This window comes from Lacrimispora sp. (genome assembly GCF_047605665.1).
In the GTDB taxonomy this organism is placed as follows: domain Bacteria; phylum Bacillota; class Clostridia; order Lachnospirales; family Lachnospiraceae; genus Lacrimispora.
On record NZ_JASGFH010000018.1, the window covers coordinates 26,688 to 48,955 of the forward strand.

23 protein-coding genes are annotated in these 22,268 nt (G+C 42.6%); 5 read left to right on the top strand and 18 right to left on the bottom strand.

Going from position 1 to position 22,268, the window contains the following annotated elements:
- Positions 1-191 precede the first annotated feature (191 nt).
- Positions 192-977 carry a LytTR family transcriptional regulator DNA-binding domain-containing protein gene (locus QM657_RS14665; protein ID WP_415067446.1) on the top strand — a complete coding sequence of 262 codons (786 nt, stop codon included), beginning with the start codon at positions 192-194 and terminating at the stop codon, positions 975-977.
- A gap of 5 nt (positions 978-982) precedes the next feature.
- Here the strand turns inward: QM657_RS14665 and QM657_RS14670 are convergent, their stop codons facing one another.
- From QM657_RS14670 to QM657_RS14690, 5 genes are all read right to left on the bottom strand, one after another.
- Positions 983-2,248: an SLC13 family permease gene (locus QM657_RS14670; RefSeq protein WP_415067447.1), complete on the bottom strand. Its 1,266-nt coding sequence runs from the start codon at positions 2,246-2,248 to the stop codon at positions 983-985.
- A gap of 206 nt (positions 2,249-2,454) precedes the next feature.
- Positions 2,455-3,144, bottom strand: a complete 690-nt coding sequence (locus QM657_RS14675; protein WP_415067448.1) for a hydrolase — start codon at positions 3,142-3,144, stop codon at positions 2,455-2,457.
- A gap of 192 nt (positions 3,145-3,336) precedes the next feature.
- Positions 3,337-3,936, bottom strand: a complete 600-nt coding sequence (locus QM657_RS14680) for a GNAT family N-acetyltransferase (RefSeq protein WP_415067449.1) — start codon at positions 3,934-3,936, stop codon at positions 3,337-3,339.
- Positions 3,937-4,003: 67 nt separating this feature from the next.
- Complete coding sequence (locus tag QM657_RS14685; RefSeq protein WP_415067450.1) at positions 4,004-4,918, bottom strand: helix-turn-helix transcriptional regulator; 915 nt, start codon at positions 4,916-4,918, stop codon at positions 4,004-4,006.
- Positions 4,919-5,056: 138 nt separating this feature from the next.
- The gene (locus tag QM657_RS14690; RefSeq protein ID WP_415067451.1) at positions 5,057-5,989 is read right to left on the bottom strand and encodes a DMT family transporter; all 933 of its coding nucleotides are present in this window, start codon (positions 5,987-5,989) and stop codon (positions 5,057-5,059) included.
- 140 nt (positions 5,990-6,129) lie between these two features.
- Between QM657_RS14690 and QM657_RS14695 the strand changes: the two genes are divergently transcribed.
- On the top strand, positions 6,130-6,780 hold the full coding sequence (locus tag QM657_RS14695; protein ID WP_415067452.1) for a cyclic nucleotide-binding domain-containing protein: 651 nt from the start codon (positions 6,130-6,132) through the stop codon (positions 6,778-6,780).
- A gap of 32 nt (positions 6,781-6,812) precedes the next feature.
- Here the strand turns inward: QM657_RS14695 and QM657_RS14700 are convergent, their stop codons facing one another.
- Positions 6,813-7,745 carry a helix-turn-helix transcriptional regulator gene (locus tag QM657_RS14700; RefSeq protein ID WP_415067453.1) on the bottom strand — a complete coding sequence of 311 codons (933 nt, stop codon included), beginning with the start codon at positions 7,743-7,745 and terminating at the stop codon, positions 6,813-6,815.
- Between the two features lie 120 nt (positions 7,746-7,865).
- Between QM657_RS14700 and QM657_RS14705 the strand changes: the two genes are divergently transcribed.
- Positions 7,866-8,369, top strand: coding sequence for a cysteine hydrolase family protein (locus tag QM657_RS14705; RefSeq protein WP_415067454.1), 504 nt, complete (start codon positions 7,866-7,868; stop codon positions 8,367-8,369).
- Between the two features lie 286 nt (positions 8,370-8,655).
- On the opposite strand, the gene QM657_RS14710 is transcribed toward QM657_RS14705, so the two are convergent.
- Positions 8,656-9,165 carry an RrF2 family transcriptional regulator gene (locus QM657_RS14710; RefSeq protein ID WP_415067455.1) on the bottom strand — a complete coding sequence of 170 codons (510 nt, stop codon included), beginning with the start codon at positions 9,163-9,165 and terminating at the stop codon, positions 8,656-8,658.
- 250 nt (positions 9,166-9,415) lie between these two features.
- Between QM657_RS14710 and QM657_RS14715 the strand changes: the two genes are divergently transcribed.
- Positions 9,416-9,790: a pyridoxamine 5'-phosphate oxidase family protein gene (locus tag QM657_RS14715; RefSeq protein WP_415067456.1), complete on the top strand. Its 375-nt coding sequence runs from the start codon at positions 9,416-9,418 to the stop codon at positions 9,788-9,790.
- Positions 9,791-9,877: 87 nt separating this feature from the next.
- Here the strand turns inward: QM657_RS14715 and QM657_RS14720 are convergent, their stop codons facing one another.
- The 4 genes from QM657_RS14720 to QM657_RS14735 form a co-directional block, all read right to left on the bottom strand.
- Positions 9,878-10,180: an MGMT family protein gene (locus tag QM657_RS14720; RefSeq protein WP_415067457.1), complete on the bottom strand. Its 303-nt coding sequence runs from the start codon at positions 10,178-10,180 to the stop codon at positions 9,878-9,880.
- A 52-nt stretch (positions 10,181-10,232) separates the two neighbouring features.
- Positions 10,233-11,687 (bottom strand): NADP-dependent glyceraldehyde-3-phosphate dehydrogenase, encoded by a 1,455-nt coding sequence (locus QM657_RS14725; protein ID WP_415067458.1) that lies wholly within the window; start codon positions 11,685-11,687, stop codon positions 10,233-10,235.
- A gap of 65 nt (positions 11,688-11,752) precedes the next feature.
- Positions 11,753-13,000, bottom strand: coding sequence for a Zn-dependent hydrolase (locus QM657_RS14730; protein ID WP_415067459.1), 1,248 nt, complete (start codon positions 12,998-13,000; stop codon positions 11,753-11,755).
- Between the two features lie 18 nt (positions 13,001-13,018).
- Positions 13,019-15,277, bottom strand: coding sequence for a YARHG domain-containing protein (locus tag QM657_RS14735; RefSeq protein ID WP_415067460.1), 2,259 nt, complete (start codon positions 15,275-15,277; stop codon positions 13,019-13,021).
- 197 nt (positions 15,278-15,474) lie between these two features.
- On the opposite strand from QM657_RS14735, the gene QM657_RS14740 reads away from it, so the two are divergent.
- Entirely contained in the window at positions 15,475-15,798 is a 324-nt protein-coding gene (locus tag QM657_RS14740; RefSeq protein WP_415067461.1) for a glutaredoxin domain-containing protein, read from the top strand.
- Between the two features lie 114 nt (positions 15,799-15,912).
- On the opposite strand, the gene QM657_RS14745 is transcribed toward QM657_RS14740, so the two are convergent.
- From QM657_RS14745 to QM657_RS14775, 7 genes are all read right to left on the bottom strand, one after another.
- The gene (locus tag QM657_RS14745; protein WP_415067462.1) at positions 15,913-16,119 is read right to left on the bottom strand and encodes a heavy-metal-associated domain-containing protein; all 207 of its coding nucleotides are present in this window, start codon (positions 16,117-16,119) and stop codon (positions 15,913-15,915) included.
- Positions 16,120-16,143: 24 nt separating this feature from the next.
- A complete protein-coding gene (locus tag QM657_RS14750) occupies positions 16,144-16,353 on the bottom strand; it encodes a cold-shock protein (protein WP_415067463.1) in 210 nt (69 codons plus the stop codon).
- 70 nt (positions 16,354-16,423) lie between these two features.
- Complete coding sequence (locus QM657_RS14755; RefSeq protein ID WP_415067464.1) at positions 16,424-16,576, bottom strand: CPC_1213 family protein; 153 nt, start codon at positions 16,574-16,576, stop codon at positions 16,424-16,426.
- Between the two features lie 146 nt (positions 16,577-16,722).
- The gene (locus QM657_RS14760; protein WP_415067465.1) at positions 16,723-17,628 is read right to left on the bottom strand and encodes a diguanylate cyclase; all 906 of its coding nucleotides are present in this window, start codon (positions 17,626-17,628) and stop codon (positions 16,723-16,725) included.
- A 187-nt stretch (positions 17,629-17,815) separates the two neighbouring features.
- A complete protein-coding gene (locus tag QM657_RS14765) occupies positions 17,816-18,700 on the bottom strand; it encodes a response regulator (protein WP_415067466.1) in 885 nt (294 codons plus the stop codon).
- A complete protein-coding gene (locus tag QM657_RS14770) occupies positions 18,678-20,591 on the bottom strand; it encodes a sensor histidine kinase (protein ID WP_415067467.1) in 1,914 nt (637 codons plus the stop codon). Before QM657_RS14770 ends, QM657_RS14765 begins: the two co-directional genes overlap by 23 nt.
- Entirely contained in the window at positions 20,585-22,261 is a 1,677-nt protein-coding gene (locus QM657_RS14775) for a toll/interleukin-1 receptor domain-containing protein (RefSeq protein ID WP_415067468.1), read from the bottom strand. Before QM657_RS14775 ends, QM657_RS14770 begins: the two co-directional genes overlap by 7 nt.
- Positions 22,262-22,268: the final 7 nt, after the last annotated feature.

A 22,268-nucleotide genomic window follows, 5' to 3' on the forward strand; every position in this document is an offset into this window, starting at 1 on the left:
GAAAAAGCCGATAACCTGCGTATGTATGCGGGGTATCGGCTTTTTTAAGTCAATCAAATGTTGAAAACGGGATGTTGTCAAGTTCTTATGTTTGAACCGGCAAAGATCACGTGTGGACTGGAAACATTTTCTTGCAACTCAGTATAGATTCTTTTATAATAAATTTATCGAAGGAAAGGACTGGCCAGCCTATGAATACGAAAACTTATACTGAATCTGAAGTTATCAGCCTTACCAGCCAGAATATCCATAACTTTTACAGCCGGAATTTTGACGGCCTGACTGCGCCTATGGCAAAGGAATTTGTATGGATCGGTTCCGGTGACCTACAATGGGCTAATAATCTGGAGACGTTTGAGACTGCCGCACAGGATGAATTGCAGGAATTGTCTGTCCTGCTTTCCGATGAGGAATATTATATCCTGGTTCACGAAAGAAGCCTTTGGGTGGTCTATGGCCGTTACTGCACCACGACTCTGCTGGGAAACGGGCAGATTTGGCCTGCCCGCGTCCGTGTGACCTATGTATGGAGGGAAGAAGAGGGGCATCTGACCCTTCTCCACATCCACAGTTCCAATTCTATTGATTTTTCTCCCGAAACTTCTGCCTGTCAGGCCGGCGGCAATTTCTTCAATTATATTAAATCCCTGAACTTTGTGCAACATTCCAGAGAAACTTTGACCTTCCGCGACAGTCAGGATAACTGGCACCGCATTCACCCCGTCGAAGTCATATACATCAAGGCAGCAAATCAATGGTGCCGTATCTACACCTTTTCCGGTGATTTTTTGGTTCGGGGCGGCATTTCTCTTCTCAGCCTGCAATTTCCCCAATTTCTCCGAACCCACAGAAGCTACCTTGTCAACCCACTTGAAATCAGCTCCCTCTGCCGTTACAGGATTCAACTGAAAAGCGGAAAGTCCCTTCCGGTCAGCAAAGACCGGTATATGAGTGTAAAGTCAAACTTCAGAATTTAATGAGTTTAACTCCAAATAATCCAGAGAAGAACATACCCGGATACTACCGCAATGATAGAAAACGGAACACCGATCTTCATGAAATCCATATTCGTAACCGTATATCCTTCTTTTCTCAAAATACCGATACCCGTAATATTGGCGCTGGCACCGATGGGAGTTAAGTTTCCTCCCAGGGTCGCTCCTGTCAGAAGCCCAAAATAAAGAAGGTACGGATCAACACCCATTAACGCGGCAATGCTGCTGACTACAGGAAGCATAGTTGCGACATAAGGGATATTATCAATAAAAGCAGAAAACAGCACGGAAGCCCATACAATTAAGGAATAGATCAGGAATAAGTTATCTCCTGCAATTTTTACAAACAACTGGCTGATGGCATCAATAACGCCTGCTTCCGTAATACCTGCAATGATGACAAACAAACTGGCAAGCAGCAGCAAGGTCTGGCCATCCATCTCACGGAAGAACTGAAGCAGGTGAGAAGAGGACTTTCCGGCAACCGCTTTTCTGATAAAGCCGATCAGCGCCAATACAACACAGATGATACCGTTTGTGACTGCCGGTTTATCGGCAATAAAAGAAGCCAGAATCAGCAGCAATACCGTTCCCCCTAAAAGCACGGAAGGCACATAGTCCGTCACCTCGGTGCGGGCCGCAGAAACCACAGGCTCTTTCAGCTTGCGGAAATAAAACAGCAATACGATACCGGAAACAATGGCACCAACCTGTACCACCCAGAACATTCCCGGCTTGCCGTCTAAAATAAAGAAATCTAAAAAGCTCAATTTTGCATAACCGCCCAGCAAAATCGCCGTTGTATCACCTACTAAAGTGGCGGCTCCCTGCAAATTAGAAGAAACTGCAATGGAAATGATAACAGGCACAGGACTGATCTTCAGCTTTTTGGAAAGCGCAAGAGCAACTGGAGCAATCATCAAAACCGTAGCCACATTGTCTACAAACGCCGAGATAATTCCGGCAAATAAAGCCAGTGCAACCACTGCCCACTGAACATTAGGCACCTTTTCCATGATGACATCTGCCATTAAGGCCGGCATCTTGGATTCAATAAAAAGAGCCACGGTTCCCATAGTTCCGGCAATCATTAAAAGTACATTCCAGTCAATAGCCCCCAAAACCTTTCCGACCGGCAAAATCCCCAGCAGCACGAACAAAACCGCTGAACCTGCCGCAATATAGGCACGGTATTTGCCAAAGCCAAGGAGCAGTGCATAAGTTACTGCAAACAATCCCAACGCAAAGTACATAGTATTTTCCCCTTTTTGCATTATTCTCCGGTTTGCAGGTATCCGGTTTGACAGGATATTTTCAGCATTACCGGGCCTTTGATGGTAGTATTTGCAAATTTTACCTGCCATTTCTTCCCATCTCCATATATTAGGAATATATCTTAAGCCAGGCATGATGTCAATGTTTGCCACCAGAAACAAAAATTTGTAACGCTTTTATAACATCAGGGGTTTTCTCCTTTTTCACATCGCCGGCGGTATTCGTCCATAATATCTTTGAATATTTCACCATTTGTCGGCGGTGTATATGTCACGGCATTGGCTCCTGCTTCAATAACGGCTTCAATCGATTCACTGTTTGGCCCTCCGGTTGCAATGATGGGAAATGCTTCGTCAATCCTGCGCAGAGCTTTAATGATCTCAACCGTATTTTTTCCTCCGGATACGTTCACAATGCTTGCGCCAGAACGCAGCATCCGTTCTTCCAAGTCTTCATTGATTGAAATAATGGATAATACGATGGGAATATCAATGTATTCGGCCAGGTCTTTTACAAATTCTGTTTTCGTCGGAGCATTTAATACGACAGCCGTGGCTCCGTGCAGCTCAGCATCAAGGGCAATATCACGAACTCTCGCCCCGGCAGTTGTACCGCCGCCAACGCCTGCGAATACCGGTTTTTGTGACACATCAACGATTGCCTTTGTAATCTGCATTGTAGGCGTAAACGGATATACGGCAATAACCGCATCCGCATTGCAATTTGCAATGATGGCAACATCCGTGGAAAATAAAATCGATTTGATCCGTTTGCCGTTAATGATAATCCCCGTTGCACGGTTAATGGCATCAGGTACAATGACGGTGTGACTGCGCAATCTCGTATCAATTCTTGGGACAATTCTGTCTTTCATATGCGTGTCCTCCTCTGCTCTTTATGTAAATTATTTTTATTACCTGCTTATTCACCATATAAATATGGCAGATTTCGAATTTACGGTATTTTGTTAAGCTACCACACCCAAACAAATACATAAACCAAAACCTGCCTGTACTGATTTTATCATCCATTCCACGAACTAACAATTCCTTATTTTACCTTTTATTTATTTTTCATTATTTCTCCTGTCACAATGGCCGCTATCGTTATTTTTAATGATCCAATAATCCCCATACGTATCATATTTCCCTATTAAACGCTCTTTGACCTTTTGAAACCCCATCTCCTCCAATGCCCTGACCCGCTCCACAGCATAGATCGCTGCCTTAGTTGCAATCATGGAGCAGCCAAACAACTGGTATGCCGGTTCTAAAACAATTGACATAATCTCACAAAGTGATGTATGTTTCTCCAGATCACTTCTTACATCTAATCTCATAAGACCGCAGTTATTAAAGTAATCGGCTGCTTTGCGGTTAAAAAGTTCAACAGTTCCTACCGCCTTATTACTTGTTTTATCAATAATGGCAAACCGAACATAAACCCTGTTGTCGTACTCCCAAAGCCAGAACCTTATTGCCTCCAGCATTCTTTCTGCTGTCGGATAATAAAAATTGTCACCGTTGCAATTATCACTGTTAAAAAACGGCAATGAATTTTTATCGCTGTAAACTTCGATCAAGTCCTTTGCGTCATTTTCTTCCACTAATCTAAAAAGGAAATAAGAATTTTCCAAAACCGGGCATTTTTCATAAACATCAATCATTTTATTTTTCTCCGATCAATTTCATATTTTTTCGGGTTGTCTGATATAAATTTTTTCAAAAAAATCTTTACTGCGATTCCCCATATTCTTTAAACAGATCATTACAAGTTGCCAAAATACGGTCAATAACACTTTGAGGCCCAATAACCCTGATCTCGCTTCCAAGGGAAAGAAGAACGCCATACCAATACGTTTCCTTCTCTGGAACTGAAAAGCAGAACTCAAAATCACCATTTTCAAATTCTTTTATAATATGTCCATTCAAATATTCTTTGCATTTCGACTTTACTCTCGCTTTTCCCCTCAGCTTTATCTCAATAACCTTTTGAGAACTTCTTTCCCGGATAAAAATATTTTCTGCACAGTGCTCTATCCTGTTTCTCTTTTCTGTAATCTCCAAATGCTCCATGCGGACAAGTTTAAACATGCAATAATCCTGATATTTTTCATAATATCCGACAAGATACCAATTGAACCACTTATATATTACAGAAGCAGGCTCCACTTGCATCGGCTTTACCTCGTTCTCATTATTCGTATATTGAAACCGAACTATTTTCTTTTGTGTTATGGCCCCTTCTAATAGCTGAATCTGATTATTTACCTCCCGATTTTCATGAGCAGCACTGAAGTCCAGGCTGATTGGGGGGATTTGTCCATCAGTCAGTGAATTCATCTTATAAAGGGTCTTCTCAAGATTTTTATTCGTATATGCACTTGCAAACCCCTTCAATGCTGTTACGATAAAAGCGTAATCGCGATTATTTGCCAATTGCTTTTCCATTACGTATGTATCGACGATCTGGTATCCGCCGTCTGCCCCGTAAGAGGATTGAATTGGTATGCCAGCCTGGTCCAGTGTGTCCATATCTCTCATAATTGTTCTGGCCGAAACTTCAAATTCCTCTGCAAGCCTTTGAGCAGATGTTTTTCCGTGATTCAGCAAGTAAATGGCAATCCCCATCAGACGGTCTATTTTCATTTGTCCTCCCTTCTGCTATGATAATAGCAAAAGAACTATGACACCATTATGTCATAGTTCCGATTGAAATAAAAGAATTTTACATGTAAATTGTCCGGTACTTCTGCCTCATCTGCAATGTTCTTCCACCGGATATTTTCAATATCCCTCTTCCGTCCGTTTTACTTTGTCTAAATATTCCTGATGCCTTCTCTCCCTGACATTATTTACCCTCTCCATAATCATGTTGATGGCAATTCCGGCTGCAATGACAGTACCCCCTAAAAACGACGTATCTGAATTATAGTTGCCTGCCATCACATCCAAAAGCACTCCGGTAAACACCTGCCCTACAAAAGCGAGCATGGTCAGTTGAAAAGCGGGAATCTGGGGAACGATTATATTAAAAAGCATCACTGCCGCCACACCGAGAACACCGCCCAAATAAATCCATATTTGAAAACCGTTATCTGACACAGTATTCAGATATGTGCCCTTTGTGACAATAAGTGCAATAACCACAGTGATTGGCAGTCCAACCAGGTGGTTGACCAGAGAACCGTTTAAGGCTCCAATCTTTTTACCCAAATACGCATTCACTGTTCTGGACAAAACCACAGTAATCCCTGAAGCAAAGGAGATAAATACAGCCGTCAAACCTGTGGCAACTGTATTGTCCAGCATCAGAAAAACACCAAAGACAGCAAACGCCAGGCCAAATAGGGATGTTTTCTGAAACGGCCTTCTCTCCATATCAAACCAGCCAAAAATATCAATAAACAAGGAAGCAACCGTCTGTCCCAGTAATCCCAATGCAATAATGCTGGTCATGCTGATATGACCGAAAGCTAAATTTGAAAATATGGTGGTCAGCACACCTATGGCGCCTCCCAGGTAAATCCACTTCGGCCTGTGAACAAAAAGTGCCTTCTTTTCTCTCTGTAAAAAATAAAATGACAGGGCAAACAACGAGCCTATTACATGAATAATTACTGCTGCTGTGAAAGCCCCATATTGATCTGACAAACTGCCGTTAACGGATATCATAACAGACAGCAGAATACCCGATATAAAAGATAAAAATTGATACATACGATTCCACCTCCCTATCAGATGATAACAAAATATTTGCCACAGCACATAGGACATTTGTCATAGTGTTTTTGTAATTTTCTGTTATAATGTATAGTGAGGTGATCAATTTGAAAAAGCTTCCCTTAAAAAAAGAACACATGGACAAACTTGCAGAATACGGCTTGCAGAATATACCGCTGGAGGCCTGTTCCTGCCTGCGCTTTTCATCAGGTGAAGAGGTCTTACGGGAAGGGACACCGATTTTCTGGCTTTTCCTCGTAGTTGATGGCAGGGCAAAAATCTGCCGAACTGCTCCTAACGGAAAAAGCCTTATTATTTGCTATTATATCTCCTCAGGAATGATCGGGGAAGTTGAATTGATGACAAGACAGGAAAACGCCGTATCTTCCGTCATAGCTATTACTGATTTTGAGTGCATTGTCATAAATTATCAAAACTGTCTGACCGAGTTAAAAACCAATATACTTTTTCTGAACAGGCTGGGAATTGAACTGGCAGAAAAATTACATGAGAGCACTGAAAGCTTTACCTCCTCAGCCCTATATACCGGAGAACAACGGCTTTGCACCTACATTCTCCAGAATTCACACCACGGTCTTTTCAATGACATCCTGACAGATGTCTCCTGCTCCGTCGGCATGAGCTACCGCCACATGTTCCGGCTGCTGGGGCAGCTTTGTGAGGATGGCGTGCTGGATAAGAGAGAAAGCGGATATTATATTTTAAACCGCAGGGAACTGATGCGGCGTTCTCACACTGCGGAAGATTCACCGGATATAGTAAAATAAAATATTGTGAATATGGGAATAGACTCCCTGTTCTAATTTTCGTATAAGGCAGCTATATCGTGTATTCTGCGCTTCATTTCTGTACGGATATGTAACGGCTCTAAACACTCACATTTATCCCCAAAGCTGAAAAGAATATTGTAGTGGTATTCGTTCTCTATAAAAGGAAAACTGACGATATAATGCTCATCACCGTCCGGCAAAAAGTGTTCATAAGTGCAATAATCAAGCACCCTGTCCATGACAGATTTATGAATACGGATTTTGATTTTTGTTTGCATGGCTGCCAGAATATCAGTAAAATCCAACTGCGGTTTTTGATAATCCCGCGGCGTAAAAACTTCCTCCTGTATTTGCAGGTTTGATGTGCGGGATAGCTTGAACAAGCGAAAATCATTTCTTTTATAGCAATACCCTTGCAAATACCAATGACTGCTTTTTAATACAAGCTGATACGGCTCGGCTGTTCGTGCGGTTTTGTTTCCGTAGCGGTCCGCATATTCAAAAGTCAGCAGCCTGCTTTCCTGTAAAGCTGTTTTAATAATTTCTAAATATGGCTGTATGTTCCTGTTGCCCATCCACGGACTTAAATCTATATATATTTGATTCGCTTTTAATTCAATATCTCTCGCCCTATCGGCAGGGATAAAACTCTTGACTTTCGCAAGGGCATTTACCAGTTCATCCCCCCGTATCATGCCGGAGAGACTGGAAAGCCCCATCAAGATAGCGGAAAGGTCAGCAGCCGAAAAAACCTTTCTGTCAATTTTGTATTGCTGCATGATCTCAAAGCCGCCGCCCACTCCCGATGTGGACCGGACAGGAATACCCGCCATGTTGATAGTGTCTATGTCGCGGTAGATTGTGCGAGGTGAAACTTCAAACATATCCGCTAACTCCTGTGCGCCTATACGCTTTTTATCAAGGAGTATCATAATAATGCTAACAAGCCTGTCAACTTTCATCTGCCAGCCGCCTTCCCAAATTTCTTGTTGTCATTATAGATTGTTGCCATACTACTGTCAACAATTAAAAGGTATAATAGAAAAGCAAACAAATCAATTTACCTGTCAGGAGGAAACACTATGCAGAAAAAAGCCTTAGTAATAATCGATATTCAAAATGATATAACAAAGAATTACAAGGATGTTATTGGCAATATCAATAAAGCTATTGATTGGGCAGTCAATCATAATATTCACGTTATTTATATCAGGCATGAAAATTTATCAGCCGGTACGAGGACTTTTAAACCCAATACATATGGGTTTGAATTAGTTTCAGACTTGAAAATAGTATCAAAAAATGTTTTTACCAAATGCAAAGGAAACGCATTAAGCAGCGAAGAATTTACTGACTTTATCAGTAAAAATGAAATATGTGATTTCTACATAACAGGAGCAGATGCTGTCGCTTGTGTTAAATCAACCTGTTACAACTTATGCAAAGCAAATTACAGCGTAAATGTATTATCAGATTGCATTACAAGTTATGATAAAAGGAAGATTGACGAGATGCTGCACTATTATGAAAGTAAAGGCAGTAAAATCATTCGTTTAAATGACTTGTTATCCGGTATTGATGCATAAAAGGCCCTCCAATCACATTACTGCCACTGGAAAGCCTTTAAAAACACGTATGAAATCTTAAACTATTGGCCAATAGAGCAGGAAACTTATTCCCATTAAAAAAAGCGCAGAGAAACAATACTGCATATTCTTTGCATAAAAAGAATAACACCCAGAGCAAAGAAGGGTTTTAATTGTAATGCACGGAAATAAAAAGCACAAGCATGTAAAAACCAGAAATTACCCTATAAAGTGAAAACAAGCGCATCGCTCATTTAGAACGATACGCTTATTTTTCCTATCAGCCTCACCTTTTTCGGGCCTTGCTTTCGCTGAACCACTGAACGGTTTCGTTCATATAATCCTCCGGGATTTTGCTTTTCACCTGCCCGTGGAGCCAGGCTAAGGTTTTGCCCCGTAAATACCGGCTCATCTGCTCTTCCGCTTCGGTCATAACCACTTTTATTAAGCAGGGACAGCCCGTATAGGCCTCCGGTAAATTATCTTTATCCAGCAACACTTCATTCTGTCTGATCTCCGCGCACTGAAACAGTGATTTTTTTCCTTCCACTGCTTCAATCACATCCCAAAAGCTTATATTTTCAGGTGACCTTCCTAATTCATAGCCGCCGTTCACACCGGGAACCGAATGAACGATGCCCGCTTTTCCGAGCTTCGTAAATACCTTTGACAAATAAGTTTCCGAAACACCCTGATATGCCGCCAGTTCTTTAATCCCAACAGTCTTTTCTGAAGGAAGAGAACATAAGTGCAGCAAACAATGTAACGCATATTCAATACCGATAGAAAATTGCAATGTATATAACCTCCTGTTGACGTTTTATTTCCACGCTGAACCAATATGATTTTTTTGACGCCTGCCCATCCCTGATACAAACAAAAACAGAGCAGAAACAGTATTATAGATAATATTTATCTGTAATACTGTTATTATAACTTGACTTTAAGCAAAAGTCTATCTATAATAAACGTAGATAATATTTATCTACGATAAAGCTTATCTATAATATATGCATTTAAAAAATTAATTATAGGAGGATTCAGTCATGTTTTCAGAGAAATTTCTTGACGTTCTGCAAAAAGAAGGTGTTGTTACAATCGTTTCATGGGGAACCGGAGAACCCCACGTGGTCAACACATGGAATTCCTACCTGGTTATAACCAGCGACGAAAGAATTCTGATTCCTGCATATGCCATGCGCAAAACAGAAAATAACCTGAAGCAAAACAATAAAATCAAACTGGCCCTGGGCAGCAAAGAAGTTTTAGGCTATAAAGATTACCAAGGCACAGGATTTGTAGTGGAAGGCACTGCTCAATTTCTGGAATCAGGCTCAGAGTTTGACATGATGAAGGAAAAGTTTTCTTTCTTGACCCGTGTACTGGAAGTAACAGTTTCTTCCGCCAAGCAAATGCTTTAAAAGCCAGCCAATACCACTGCCGGCAGATAACTTTAAGAGCCTTCCAACAGCAATCATGCAGTTGGAAGGCTCTTTTATTCTGACTTCTTATTCTCTTTCCCCTTTCCACAAACAGGCCGCCATATCGACCCGGCCATCGGGGAGAAAGGCTACTCCCTCGGCTTTCAGCATAGCTTCACGGATTTCCGGAAAACCGCCGCCTGCAATAGAGCCGTCAGCCATCACCACCCTCTGCCACGGCAAATATTCCGGGCAGAAACGCATCGCCCGTCCAACCTCCCTTGCAGCGCGGGGTCTTCCAAGCATATATGCGATTTGTCCATAAGAAACCACCTTGCCGCGGGGAATCCGCTCCACAACATCATATACCTGGGTGAAAAATTGACTCATAATCTCGCTCTCTCCTTTATCACATAAGGGCTTTATCAGAAGTATGATTCATTTACTCCGTCAAGTTAATGGTGATCGCTTTAGGTCTTGTCATCGCTTCTATGGAGTACTTCACGCCCTGGGTTCCCATGCCGGAGGCCTTTACACCTAAAAACGGAAAATGATCCGGGCCTCTTTCCGTCTTGTTATTGATCTGCACGGTTCCCACCTCTAATCTTTCAGCAATGTGAAAAGCTTTATTGATATCCTTGGTAAATACGGAAGACTGCAGTCCATATTCAGAGCGGTTGGCTATCTCCACCGCCTCCTCCATATTTTTCACCCGGATAACAGGAAGAATCGGGGAAAACGGTTCCTTCCATGCGATTTCCATATCCACCGTCACCTGATCCAGCAAGGTGGGATAAACCAGATTTCCCTCCCGCTTATTTCCAACAACCAGCTCTGCACCTTTTTCAATGGCATCCTGAATCAAAAATTCAGCAAAATCAGCAGCTTTCTCATCGATCAAAGGAGTGACCACTACCGAGTCCCTGGGATCTCCCACAGAGATCTTTTCAATTCCGGCTTTCAGCATATCCACCAACCGGTCTGCCACTTCGTCAGTGGTAATAATGCGCTTCACCGCCGTACAGCGCTGGCCGGAATAAGAGAACGCACCTTCTACAATATTCTTTGCTGCGTATTCCAAATCAGCATCTTCCAGCACGAGAGCCGCATCCTTGCCGCCAAGCTCCAGCAGCAAAGGCGTCATGCAGGATATCTGGGATATGTGCCTGCCTACCTCTGTACTGCCTGTAAAATTAATAAAGTCAATCCCCTCATGGGTTACAATATAGTCGCCGATCTCACTGCCTTTGCCGGTAACGGTCTGCAGCACTCCCTTAGGCAATCCGGCATCCTGCAATGCATTTACAAGGTGAAGGGCGCTGATCGCTCCCTGTGTCGCCGGTTTTAATATGACCGTATTGCCCCCGATCAGCGCAGGAGCTATCTTGGAGGCGGACAAATTAATGGGGTAATTAAAAGGAGATATGGCTAATACCGTGCCGAGAGGAATCCTTTTTACATAGGATATCTTATTGCGGGAGCCGCCCGGAAAATTCTCTCCGCTCACGGCTATTCCTTCCAGACTTTTTCCTGCATCCGCGGTAAACCGGAGAAAATCCGCAGTTCTCTTCACTTCTGATACGGAAGATTTCTTGTCTTTTGCAATCTCCATCATCAGAATATCCGATATTTCTTCCGCCCTTTCCTCCAAAAGCTCCGCTGCTTTGTACAGTATCCCGGCCTTTTCATATATTGGAACGCGGTTCCACAAAGAGAGACTTTCTTTAGAATACCGGATGACCTCATTGACCTCTTCTTTGCTGAGCGCCTGTATCTCACCTACAAGAGAACCGTCTACAGGGGATGTTATGACAATGGCCTTGCCCGACGCTGATTCCAGCCACTGTCCATTGATCAGATTTCCGTAAACAAGCTTTTCACTGTATAATCCAGACATATCGCCCTCTCCTTTCAATATCTCCATGATTTTCATATGCTTATAATATATCATAAATATGAGAGTCAGATGCCACCAATATTCACAACCTTATCGACCAGCCATAAAAATGCCTGTATGCCTTTTTCCAGCTTATCATCCGGTGTATGCTCTTGTTTGCAGTGAGACAATCCGCCTTCGGACATAACAAACATCATGACCGTCGGTACCTGTGATGCCATTTCCACTGCATCATGCAAAGGGCCGGAATACATGGCAGTCGGTTCTCCGATTTGCTCTTCTACTACGGCTTTGCACAATTCAATTAAGCACTCATCGAATAACTGGGGAGCCACCGTACAAATCTTACCCCATTTTGCAGTAACGCCATGATCTTTTGATGCCTGCTCAACGACCTGCCTGGCTTCTTCATGCATCTTCTTTAAATCATCAGGATCAATTGTCCTCTGATCGAGAGAAATCACGCATTTCCCAGGTACAATCGTTACGACATCAGGTTCAACACGCACCTGTCCAACGGTGCATACGGCATTGTATTTCAATGCGATTTCTTTAAATGCCAGCGCAGATTGGGCCGCCGCCAAAAAGGCGTCCTGGCGCATTCCGGTTGGAAATGAACCGGCGTGGGAAGATTGTCCGGTGAATTCAATCGAGTGGCGCTCCACTCCTGCTGCACCGTAAACACAGGAGATGTCTTTATCCGTATTCTCAAGCACCGGCCCCTGTTCAATATGCAGCTCAAGGTAACTCCTCAGATTACGGGCGTCCATTTGGGCATGTGCATCCAGCATATTGGCCGGTTCAACACCATACGTTCTTACTGCCTCCTCAAATTTCACTCCGTTTACATCACTTCTTCCCATGAGCTCATGGATATTCAAAGAACCGCTAGCCGCCGAGGAACCAAGACAGCTATAACCAAATCTTGCCCCTTCTTCATCAGCCCAGTTAACAGCATACAGGGTCTTCCTGGGCTTGATACCGTGTTTATGGTACTGCCTTAGAACTTCCAGCCCCGCAGCAACCCCCAGAGCCCCATCCAGACCGCCTCCATTGGGAACACAGTCTAAATGACTTCCGATTGCCACCGCTTCTTCTGTTTCACCCTCCATTTTTGCCCATTGATTGCCGGCGGAATCTATGGTTACCATGGCTCCCATTTCTTCCGCTTTCGCTTTAAACCAGTCCCTCGCTTTCTGCCATTCCGGTGTCCACGCCACACGCTGTGCACCGTTTTCATCAGCCGTAAGCGCAGCCAGCTCCTTTAAATCTTCTACGGCCCGTTTTGCTCCTTCAGCCAAGTTGAAACTCATAAGGATACCTCCTAATTCTCACTCCATATTTTGCTGCTGTTCCTGAATCAAGCGGATATTGGACTGCTCTATTTCACTCAGCATACGTTCATCAAAATCTTCCGGATCAATAGTCCCTTCATACCAACTGCATTGATTAAAATATCTCTGTAATTCCTCATCGTGAAAACGCCTGCCGTGTCTTGCATAAATCTCGTTTCTTGCAACCCGAAGATGGCTGGCCGAAAGATTCCATAAATCCGGCTCTTTAAGAAGGCTGTTGCTGCTGTTGGGAAATACAAATTCATATCCGTCATATTTTGCCGTATCAGACTGAATCCGGAAAGTCTCCCTGATTTGGCTGATTTCGCTTTCCATTTTCCGGTATTCCTCCATTATGGCGCTGTCTTCCGTATAAAATGCCACATCAGTAGGCCGTGACGCCGCATATACATAGGGGCCATCATACCCCCATACTTCATAATCCGGCAGATTCACATAGCTGCCGTCGGAATACGACTGAATATAGAACAAAACTCCATCCCCCATCAGATCATACGATTTTTTCTGATGGTAGCTGCATCCTCCCTCGAACTCTTTTCTGACTGCCAGATCGTTCCAATCCTTTGGCAAATCCACTTCAAAACCTGGGGCTTTAGAGGCTGGTGTCTGAAGCGCCGGCTCCTGCCCTGTTTCGGGCTGCTCTGTACTCACGGTTTCATCTTCTGCCTTCTTTGTACCATTTATCTGCGGCATGGGGTTTTCAGCTTTTGTCTCCTCATATACACCTGTTTCACCTGCTCTCAAATGAGACGTCCACAGCAACATCATGCCTCCCAGCACTGCGTAAATGACAGCCATGCCGGTTATAACCATACGAATCCCAAACCCCATCTTATCTTTAAGAAAATCCGGAGATTCCCTGTAAGTACAGACTCCATATCTCATCGCATCCCTGACCGGCGCATTTTCAGGGCTGTACGATAGCAGAGAATCGCAGACATCTTTTGCCTTCTCCATTTCGCCAGCCTGTTCATAGACTCTCATTTCAATGAGCATGACCCCAATGCGATGATAGGCATCTGGATAACGTTCACAATATACATTCACATAGGCTTCCGCCTGTCCAAATTTCCGGGTCACATAGGCATTCCTGATTTCAGTCAGCAAAAGCCCCGCTTCCCCTACCTTTTTTAATAAGGGATGCTTTTTTATGAACTGCTTCTGGTACACAAATTCCGCTTCGGCATCTTCCTCTCTTCCCATCTGCTCAAAACAAACCTGAATCAGACCGCTGTGAACCAGTTGCAGCAGCTTCTTTTCCCGAACACCCTTCCAGTCATAATCTGCCAGCTCCAGCGCCTGAACATGTCTTCCAGCCCTGGCAAGTCCGACGGCAGCATTGTGTATCTGATTCTTATAATAAGACCGGCGCCAATAAAAACCGTATGCTGCCTCCGTCAAAAAGGCAAAAGCAGCGGTAAGGGGCCGATTCTCTTTTAAAAGCACCGCCATATACTTTTTTGTCCAATAAAATTCCAGACTATATCGTAAACTCATAATCGCCAGTACCAACGTGAGAATAAGTCCTATTCCGTCCGTTGAATCCAGAAAAACCCATTGATATATATATTCCTGAAGAAAGTAAATACCCAGTCCACAGATCAAAAACAACTCCAGGCACCGATTCCAGTACCGCCTCCTGTCATGAATCAAAAACCAACGCTTTCCTGCTTCAAATGCTGCCTGATTCTCTGCCTCCTCCACTAATTCCAATAGCTTTTCTCTTGCATAGCTTCTCTTTTTTCTGTTATTTTTAAGGGGCAGGAAAAGAAACAGTATCTCAAATATAATAATGACATAAGCGTATGAACGGACATTTACCATCTCCACTTTTCCGGGTTCAATGGAAGAGAGCCCTACCCCGCTTAATATTTCCCAGTTCCATTCTTCTTTATGGTCAAAACCAAGGAGCAGAAGGTGAACCGGCCCGCTGCCCGGTGCTTTTTCCCTGATATTTCCCTCTACTGTCAGTCTCATCCGCTGATCTTCCAATTTTTCCACATAACTGACTCTTACATAAACGTCATCTTCCGCAGCAAAAACCTGAACATTTCCGCCATCCGCTTCAACATTAATGATAAACTTCTGCGCTGACGGCATAATTTCCATCTCTACAAAATGCAGCCGTTTTCCTTCACTGAAACAAAGCCACAGTGCAAGACAGCTCAGTAAAACCATCAGCCCATAATACAGGAAACGCAATTTGCTTAACTTCACTCCGCTCTTTTTATCCATTCTTCCACCCCTGTAAAAATATATAGAATAAATTAATGATAGCATAAAAATGAATTAAAGGAAGAGCGAATTCATTAATATTTTCTGACAGGAAATAGAATGGGGCGCAGATTGACTTCATAAAGAAGTGAGTCTATAATAAAAGTGGTATCAAAAAATATTGAGCACAGTCTAAGGATGCGGAATGAGGGGTAAATATGAAAGTAACCATGTATGGAGCGGAAATTTGTCCTGATTGCGTTAAGGCTAAAAAGAGCTTAACGGCACTTCATGATATTGAATTGGAGTACAGGAACATCACCAATGACACAGCCACTTTAAAGGAATTTTTAGCTTATCGGGATAACGACACCATGTTCCAGGAAGTTAAGGAATCCGGAAGAATCGGAATACCGTTTTTTATATTAGAAAACGGAGAAAAAACCTTTGATATCAGTGAGTATGTAACTATGTCTGCTGAAATCGAAGAAACGGAAAGCCCTGTTTCTTTTTGTTCTATTGATAAAAAAGGCCAATGCTGATAAATTAAAACAGGACCTTTTAAACTTATGATGATAAAAAATAAGAGTAGGAAAATTTTCCTACTCTTATAGTACAAACTGTCTGCTTCCGGGTGCTGTATTTTTTATAGCAGATTAACTGATTATATTACAGCCAACATTTTCAATACAGGATTTAATCGAATTTTCGTCCGTTGATTCATTGTATCCTACTTCAATGGAACCTCTTGCTGCATCGATATTGACTGTAGAAATTCCGTCTATTTTATCTAATGCATTTTTCAATTGAGTTTTAACCTCTGAATTGTTTATGCCTGATATATCATAATGAATTTTGTTCATAAGACAACTCCTTTCCTGTTTAAACTACATTTTTTGAACATTAAAAGCGGATAAACCTTTATCATCTTCCCTGACATCAAAATTGACAGACTGGCCCTCGTGCAAATCTTTATTATGCGTTTTTTCCTTGACCTGGGAATGATGGACGAAGACATCCTGACCTTCATTGGCTGAGATAAATCCGTAGCCTCTTTCGTTGTCAAACCATTTAACTACACCGGTATAATTGGACATATGGGAACCTCCTTGCAAATCATCTGTAAACCCGTTAAATCTCATATTTGCCTTTTTACAAACCAAAATCCTAAGCTTCTTTATCCTTGGAATTATCTGCCTTTAACCCGAATACAGCCCTGGCACTTTCTGCCTGCGGGTTGTGATTAATATGCTTTGAATGGAATTTACCATCTTCTTTTTTATGATTCTTTGTACTTTTTTTCGAATTATCTCTGCTCATAATCTGCCTCCTTTTATTTTTAGTATGCCATTCATTTAAAGCCTGCATTCTATGATTGCGTTCCCATTTGAGCCATTTGTTTTCATTTAAAAAATAAAAAGGCCATGTTTTTCATTCTGAAAAACATAACCCAATATCGATACCCGTTATTCTCCGCTTACAACACAGTTCCGGTTCTCTTTTGCCCGATACAGATATTCATCCGCTTTGGAAATAAAGGCATCTGTATCCGCGCCCATTTCTGCTTTATATTGGGCAACGCCAATGCTGATTGTGATCTTGATCAGAGTGGAATTATAATAAATATTCAACTCCTCCACATCTGTTCTCATCTTTTCAGCAATGCCTGCTGCCTCTGATAATACCGTATCTGCAAGGCATACGACAAACTCATCTCCCCCAAGCCTTCCTAAAAAATCATGGGAACGCAGTCTGGACTGTATGCGTTCCGTAAAATGCTTGAGAACAATATCCCCGCCAAGATGCCCGTGCCGGTCATTGATATGTTTAAAGTAATCTATATCAATCAAAAGCAGGGACATTGTGGTATTTCCAAACTGCGTGCGCTCTATCTCGATTTTTAACTTCTGAATAAAACTGCCCCGGTTAAAGGCCCCCGTCAGATAATCAAAAGTCGCGAGAAAAATGATTTCTTCATTGCTTCTCATGAGATTTTCCATGCTGCGCTTGTAGAAAGTAATATCCCGGAAGGTCATTGAGACAAAAACGAGTCCTTCTTCGTCCTGAAAGATTGTGGACGTGCATTCCGCCAGAAATTTACTGCCATCGCTTTTTATGAATGTCAGCACCTCTCTTGTTGAGCCTAGTCTGTTTCTTTTTCTCATTGCAAGCGCTACCTTCGGATCACCCAAATCTACGATGGCGGCACGGCCGCCCCGGCATAATTCTTCTTCGGTTTTTTCAAATAATTTGCAGGCTTCCGGATTCGCCCTGCAAACTTCACCGGACACTGTCGTAATCAACATGGCATCCATGCTGTTTTCAAACAATAATCTGTAATGATTCTCTTTAAATATGAAATCCGTATCCATCACCTCCTTGAAACAGGGTTTTAAATCAATCCGTGAATCCTTTCTATTTCTGCCCTTTCCGACAACATTTCAATTATCATTATAGCAATTTCCTCTCAACGAATTCTCAACACATCAGCGCAAAACAAAAAAACCGGACTAAAATCAGCCTTTTCAGCAAATTTTAATCCGATTCCCTTGTTCTGTTTTACTCTGCGGCACTTCTCTCCGCCCCAGATAACCGCTCCTGTAATCGCTGCTGTTTCATCGCGTAGACGGCTCTTTTCTCCCTTGCCCAGTTCCAGTCCTCATACGCCAGATAATCTTCCGTATACAGGGCTGCTGCCTCACTGCCTGCGGCAGAGCTGCCGTTTTCCATAAATTGTCCAAACGCCTGGTCATACCGCCTTATATCCCACTGCGAATCCTTTAAATTGAGGATATAGCTGTCATTTGCATAGGCAATGGATGCCGCCAAAATCCCATATTCACGCAGACTCTTGCGAATGGCCCAGACAGCCGTCTGCAAATTGCGCAATGCCTGGCTGGGGCTGTTTTCCGGCCAAAGATCATCGCAGATTTTAAACTTATCCAGCCAAATGCCTTCATTTGCGAGAAAATAAGCCAGCAGCTCCCTCGGCTTGCTGCGGCTCCACTTGACAGCTTCTTTCCCCGCATAAATACCGAATTTCCCAAAAAACTGTATTCGGAGAGTCTCCGGCTCCTGAGGGATTCCCTGTTTGCGCCGTATCCGTTCCATAGTCTTTTGAAGCCGCTCAGGGCGGACAGGCTTTAAAATATAGTCAACAGCATTGATCTCAAACGCTTCCACAGCGTACTGATCATAGGCCGTAACGAACAGCACGTTTAAATCCGGATTTTGCTGCAGCAGCCGTTCCGCAAGCTCAAGTCCGTTTAAAGTACGCATTTCTATATCCAAAAAGGCCAGCTCAGGCTGTGTTGATTCTATTTCTTTTAATGCTTTCATAGGGTCGGTATAGCTGCCCACAATCTCCAAGTCGGGATAGTCTGCAAGCAGCCTTTCCATCTCGCGCACCAAGAGCACCTCATCATCCACTAAAATTGTCTTCATGCAATACCTCCCTGTATGGAATTTCGAGAGTCACCACCGTTCCGACGCCCTCCGTACTTTCGATTTTCAGCCGGGAACCTTTGTAACGTTCAAGCCTGCTCCGTATATTTTTTAATCCTACTCCGGCAGCAGGGCTGTCTCCCCGGCGGATTCCTTCTAAAAGCTCCTTTGGAATTCCAACGCCGTTGTCCTCCACCCGGATCACGACGAAATCACTTTCCCTGAATATCTGCACCTTGAGCCTGCCGCCCTCCGCCCGCTTAAAGATGCCGTGACGGACGGCATTTTCCACAATCGGCTGGATGCTTAAAAGAGGCACCATGGTGTCCAGCCCTTCCTCTATGTAATACTCCACCTCCAGCAAGTCCCCAAACCGGGCCTTTTCTATGGAGAGATAGGCTTTTACCGTATTCATTTCTCCGGACAGGGGAATCATGCCGTCATGTGCTTCAAAATGAAAACTGCCCCGCAGATAATCGGTCAGATCATAGAGCAGGCTCTTGGCCTTTTGAGGCTCCTGCGTTGTCTGTACTGCGATAACGCTGAGGGAATTATAGAGAAAATGGGGCTTGATCTGAGCCCGCAAAAAAGCGATTTCAGCATCCTGGGCCTGCTTCATGGAATGGCGCAGGCGCTCAACGGTATTGCGGTACTCCATGGATAAATAGGCAATCATGACTGCGGTGAAAATCAGGATAAACACCTGCATAAAGCCGGACCTTATCTTGATTCCCAAAGAAAACAAAATCGTATCGGCAGAATACAGATTGACCGACAACAGGGCTACAAACAGTAAAAAGCCCTCCGCATTCCGGACATATAAATGAACGGCCCGAACCAAAAGCACCAGCAAAATAACTGTGTTAAATGCCATCACATATACATGGATTTTGTAATACACATGAAGGGGCAATACCAGAATCATCATCAGATAGCTGATATAGACCAGTGAAACCAGCCTGGCAAAGCGCTGCGACAGCAAACTGCTCCTGAACTTACGGAATATCCAAATCATTACGATAAAATCTGCGGAAAGACAAAAATCCTTGAGCTTAAATGCAAAAGTAAAGGGGACCTCCGGTAAAAGAAGCAGCAAAGACCGCTGATCAGACATCCCGTTTCCCCACGCCAGCAAAAGACAGAACAGGGAAAAGAGCGGGAGTACGGGATTTTTCAGTGCACCGTCCCAGGTAATGATAAAGAAAGTCATGTATAAGAGGACAATCGTACAGAGCGCTGCAAAAATCAAAAGCACTGTCAGATTCTGACGCTGGTGCTGCCTCAGCATGATATCCTCCCGCCCAAGTTCAGGGGAAGATGGAATGCCTGAATTGAGGTATTCATAATTGGCTACCTGGATTATAATTTCGATTCTTCCGCTGTCACTTTCAAAAAAAGCCAGCTTCGGCGTATTGCCGGAGCGGTAATCTTCTTCCTGCAGTGCGGGAATGCCGTCAATAAGAATCTGCTTCCCGTTGACATATACCCGGCTGGAAAAACGTGCATTGACCTTTTTCAGAGCCAGACTTCTCTGAGACGGGACATTTTCCATCACCAGACGGTAGGTTGCGCAGCCAAAAACAGGAAAAGTCGTTCCCTGAGATGCACTTTTACTCCATAGGGAAGGAACCTGCATATAGGCAGAGGGTTGTTCAGCATTTTCAGACTGAAAATCTTCCGGCGTGAGCAGCTTATTCCAGTAAAATTCCCATTCTCCATCCAGGCGGATGACAGGCTCATGCTCTATATCCCAGGCAGAAGCATCTATTCTTCCCTGTTTTGCGGTCAGTCCGGCCTCTGGGGCATGTGCCTTGTCCCAGAGTATGGACAGCAACAGTACCAGCACACCGGCTATGGTGACTGTAATGATGATCAAAAGCCGTTTTAGCATTTTATTTCCTCAATTTCAAGCAGATTTAATAACTGATCCCAGAATTTATCTTCTATCGTATCTTGAACTATCAGTTTTTTGAATTCCTCTGGGCAATCTTTTATATCGGCAAGATGATATGCAATAACGATAACATTGATTTTTCTTTTTTGTGACTCTTGAATTATTCTCAATAATTCATATTTTGTCCATGCCCTGGTTTTGTAAATATCTGATAAAACGATAATAGCTGATTGGCAATTCTGTATTCCAGCCTCTATTGAAATTCTTAATTTATCTTCTTCTACTTTAAAATTATCTATCCAGCAAGAATACCCGTTACTTTTTAGAAATTCATAGACCGGCATTGCTACTTCCAGTTTTTCTAATGTAGCATGTGAAATAAAAACATCAATTGGGTTTGGGGGAAATTCATTTTGAATAAGATAATTATCAAGGGATTCAACCAACATGTCATAAAGTTTGACTTGCTGCTCCTCTTCAGGTAATATCCTGAACTCATCACCATAAACATTTATATTCCTGACACCCTTTGTGTTTTCCCAGAAATATTTCATTTGCTCCTGTGAAATTGATATTCCAGTTAAATCGATTTGAGATAGAGTGCTATTGATAAATACTGATGAATTTAAAGCGGTATTATCATCAAATCTTACATTTATAAGATGAGTATTCTTTATGTCACACTCCATCAAATTCGTTCCACGAAAATCAACTCCGCAAAAATTTGATTCATCAATAACTGAGGATAACAAATGTGTTCCTTTAAAGGATGCCCCTGAACAATCGCAGTCATATATACCTGAAACTTCCATGAAAGCAGACTCAAAGTTTGCGTTTACCAGCCTTAATCCGTCAAAGGTTACGTCATCCAAATTAGCGTTGTAAAAATTTGTTTGAGTAAAGTCTGTATTGTAAAATGTTATCTCGGATAAATCTGTTTCAGAGAAATCCATAAACGCAAGATTTATGCCTGGTGAAAGAGACTCCGGTTTTCCGTAAATGCCGTTAAAAAAGTCTTTTATCAGCTTCGAGAACACATGCTTATTGACAGTGCTAATGGGATTCTGACAATAATAATACGACTTAATAATACCCCACATATTTACAAAAATCGTTTCCTTTGATAAGTCAAATACTGCCTGATCCGAACAATAAAAATATCTATTAGTGACAAGGCTATTCATATATTCAAAAATTGCTGATTTGAACCGCTGAATATCTATGGAGTAATCTTTCATTTGCTTTGCAAATTTTTGCAGACACCAAAGATTTTTATACAATAGCTTGGCCTTAGAAAAATTATTCTCGAAAAAAGTATCAAAGGAATCTTCACTAACCTTATTGGCAATATTGCAGAGCTTTCTTGTAATCCAGCTTGAAAGATAATATATTTGATACTCATCACAAGAAAAGGAAACGCTGGTATTAACCCCCTTTTCTACTTTAATATATTTCTTAAAAGCTTGAGAACTCTTGGGATTTTCATCATCTCCAGCCTTCCGTATAATTTCATTGACAATGTCTTCGTCTTCACATGCCTCTGTTTGATTTATAAATAAATAAACCGCAAGCCTTTCAAATAAAATGCATATAGATTCTGATAATAATTGCTTCCTGTCTATATTAAGTCTATATATTTCACTCTCTTTCCATTGATTATTATCCAAAACTGTT

Coding starts and splice junctions, on each gene's coding strand:
- QM657_RS14665 (WP_415067446.1), top strand. CDS start 192: ATGAATACGAAAACTTATACTGAATCTGAAGTTATCAGCCTTACCAGC.
- QM657_RS14670 (WP_415067447.1), bottom strand. CDS start 2,248: ATGTACTTTGCGTTGGGATTGTTTGCAGTAACTTATGCACTGCTCCTT.
- QM657_RS14675 (WP_415067448.1), bottom strand. CDS start 3,144: ATGAAAGACAGAATTGTCCCAAGAATTGATACGAGATTGCGCAGTCAC.
- QM657_RS14680 (WP_415067449.1), bottom strand. CDS start 3,936: ATGATTGATGTTTATGAAAAATGCCCGGTTTTGGAAAATTCTTATTTC.
- QM657_RS14685 (WP_415067450.1), bottom strand. CDS start 4,918: ATGAAAATAGACCGTCTGATGGGGATTGCCATTTACTTGCTGAATCAC.
- QM657_RS14690 (WP_415067451.1), bottom strand. CDS start 5,989: ATGTATCAATTTTTATCTTTTATATCGGGTATTCTGCTGTCTGTTATG.
- QM657_RS14695 (WP_415067452.1), top strand. CDS start 6,130: ATGGACAAACTTGCAGAATACGGCTTGCAGAATATACCGCTGGAGGCC.
- QM657_RS14700 (WP_415067453.1), bottom strand. CDS start 7,745: ATGAAAGTTGACAGGCTTGTTAGCATTATTATGATACTCCTTGATAAA.
- QM657_RS14705 (WP_415067454.1), top strand. CDS start 7,866: ATGCAGAAAAAAGCCTTAGTAATAATCGATATTCAAAATGATATAACA.
- QM657_RS14715 (WP_415067456.1), top strand. CDS start 9,416: ATGTTTTCAGAGAAATTTCTTGACGTTCTGCAAAAAGAAGGTGTTGTT.
- QM657_RS14720 (WP_415067457.1), bottom strand. CDS start 10,180: ATGAGTCAATTTTTCACCCAGGTATATGATGTTGTGGAGCGGATTCCC.
- QM657_RS14725 (WP_415067458.1), bottom strand. CDS start 11,687: ATGTCTGGATTATACAGTGAAAAGCTTGTTTACGGAAATCTGATCAAT.
- QM657_RS14730 (WP_415067459.1), bottom strand. CDS start 13,000: ATGAGTTTCAACTTGGCTGAAGGAGCAAAACGGGCCGTAGAAGATTTA.
- QM657_RS14735 (WP_415067460.1), bottom strand. CDS start 15,277: ATGGATAAAAAGAGCGGAGTGAAGTTAAGCAAATTGCGTTTCCTGTAT.
- QM657_RS14740 (WP_415067461.1), top strand. CDS start 15,475: ATGAAAGTAACCATGTATGGAGCGGAAATTTGTCCTGATTGCGTTAAG.
- QM657_RS14745 (WP_415067462.1), bottom strand. CDS start 16,119: ATGAACAAAATTCATTATGATATATCAGGCATAAACAATTCAGAGGTT.
- QM657_RS14750 (WP_415067463.1), bottom strand. CDS start 16,353: ATGTCCAATTATACCGGTGTAGTTAAATGGTTTGACAACGAAAGAGGC.
- QM657_RS14755 (WP_415067464.1), bottom strand. CDS start 16,576: ATGAGCAGAGATAATTCGAAAAAAAGTACAAAGAATCATAAAAAAGAA.
- QM657_RS14760 (WP_415067465.1), bottom strand. CDS start 17,628: ATGGATACGGATTTCATATTTAAAGAGAATCATTACAGATTATTGTTT.
- QM657_RS14765 (WP_415067466.1), bottom strand. CDS start 18,700: ATGAAGACAATTTTAGTGGATGATGAGGTGCTCTTGGTGCGCGAGATG.
- QM657_RS14770 (WP_415067467.1), bottom strand. CDS start 20,591: ATGCTAAAACGGCTTTTGATCATCATTACAGTCACCATAGCCGGTGTG.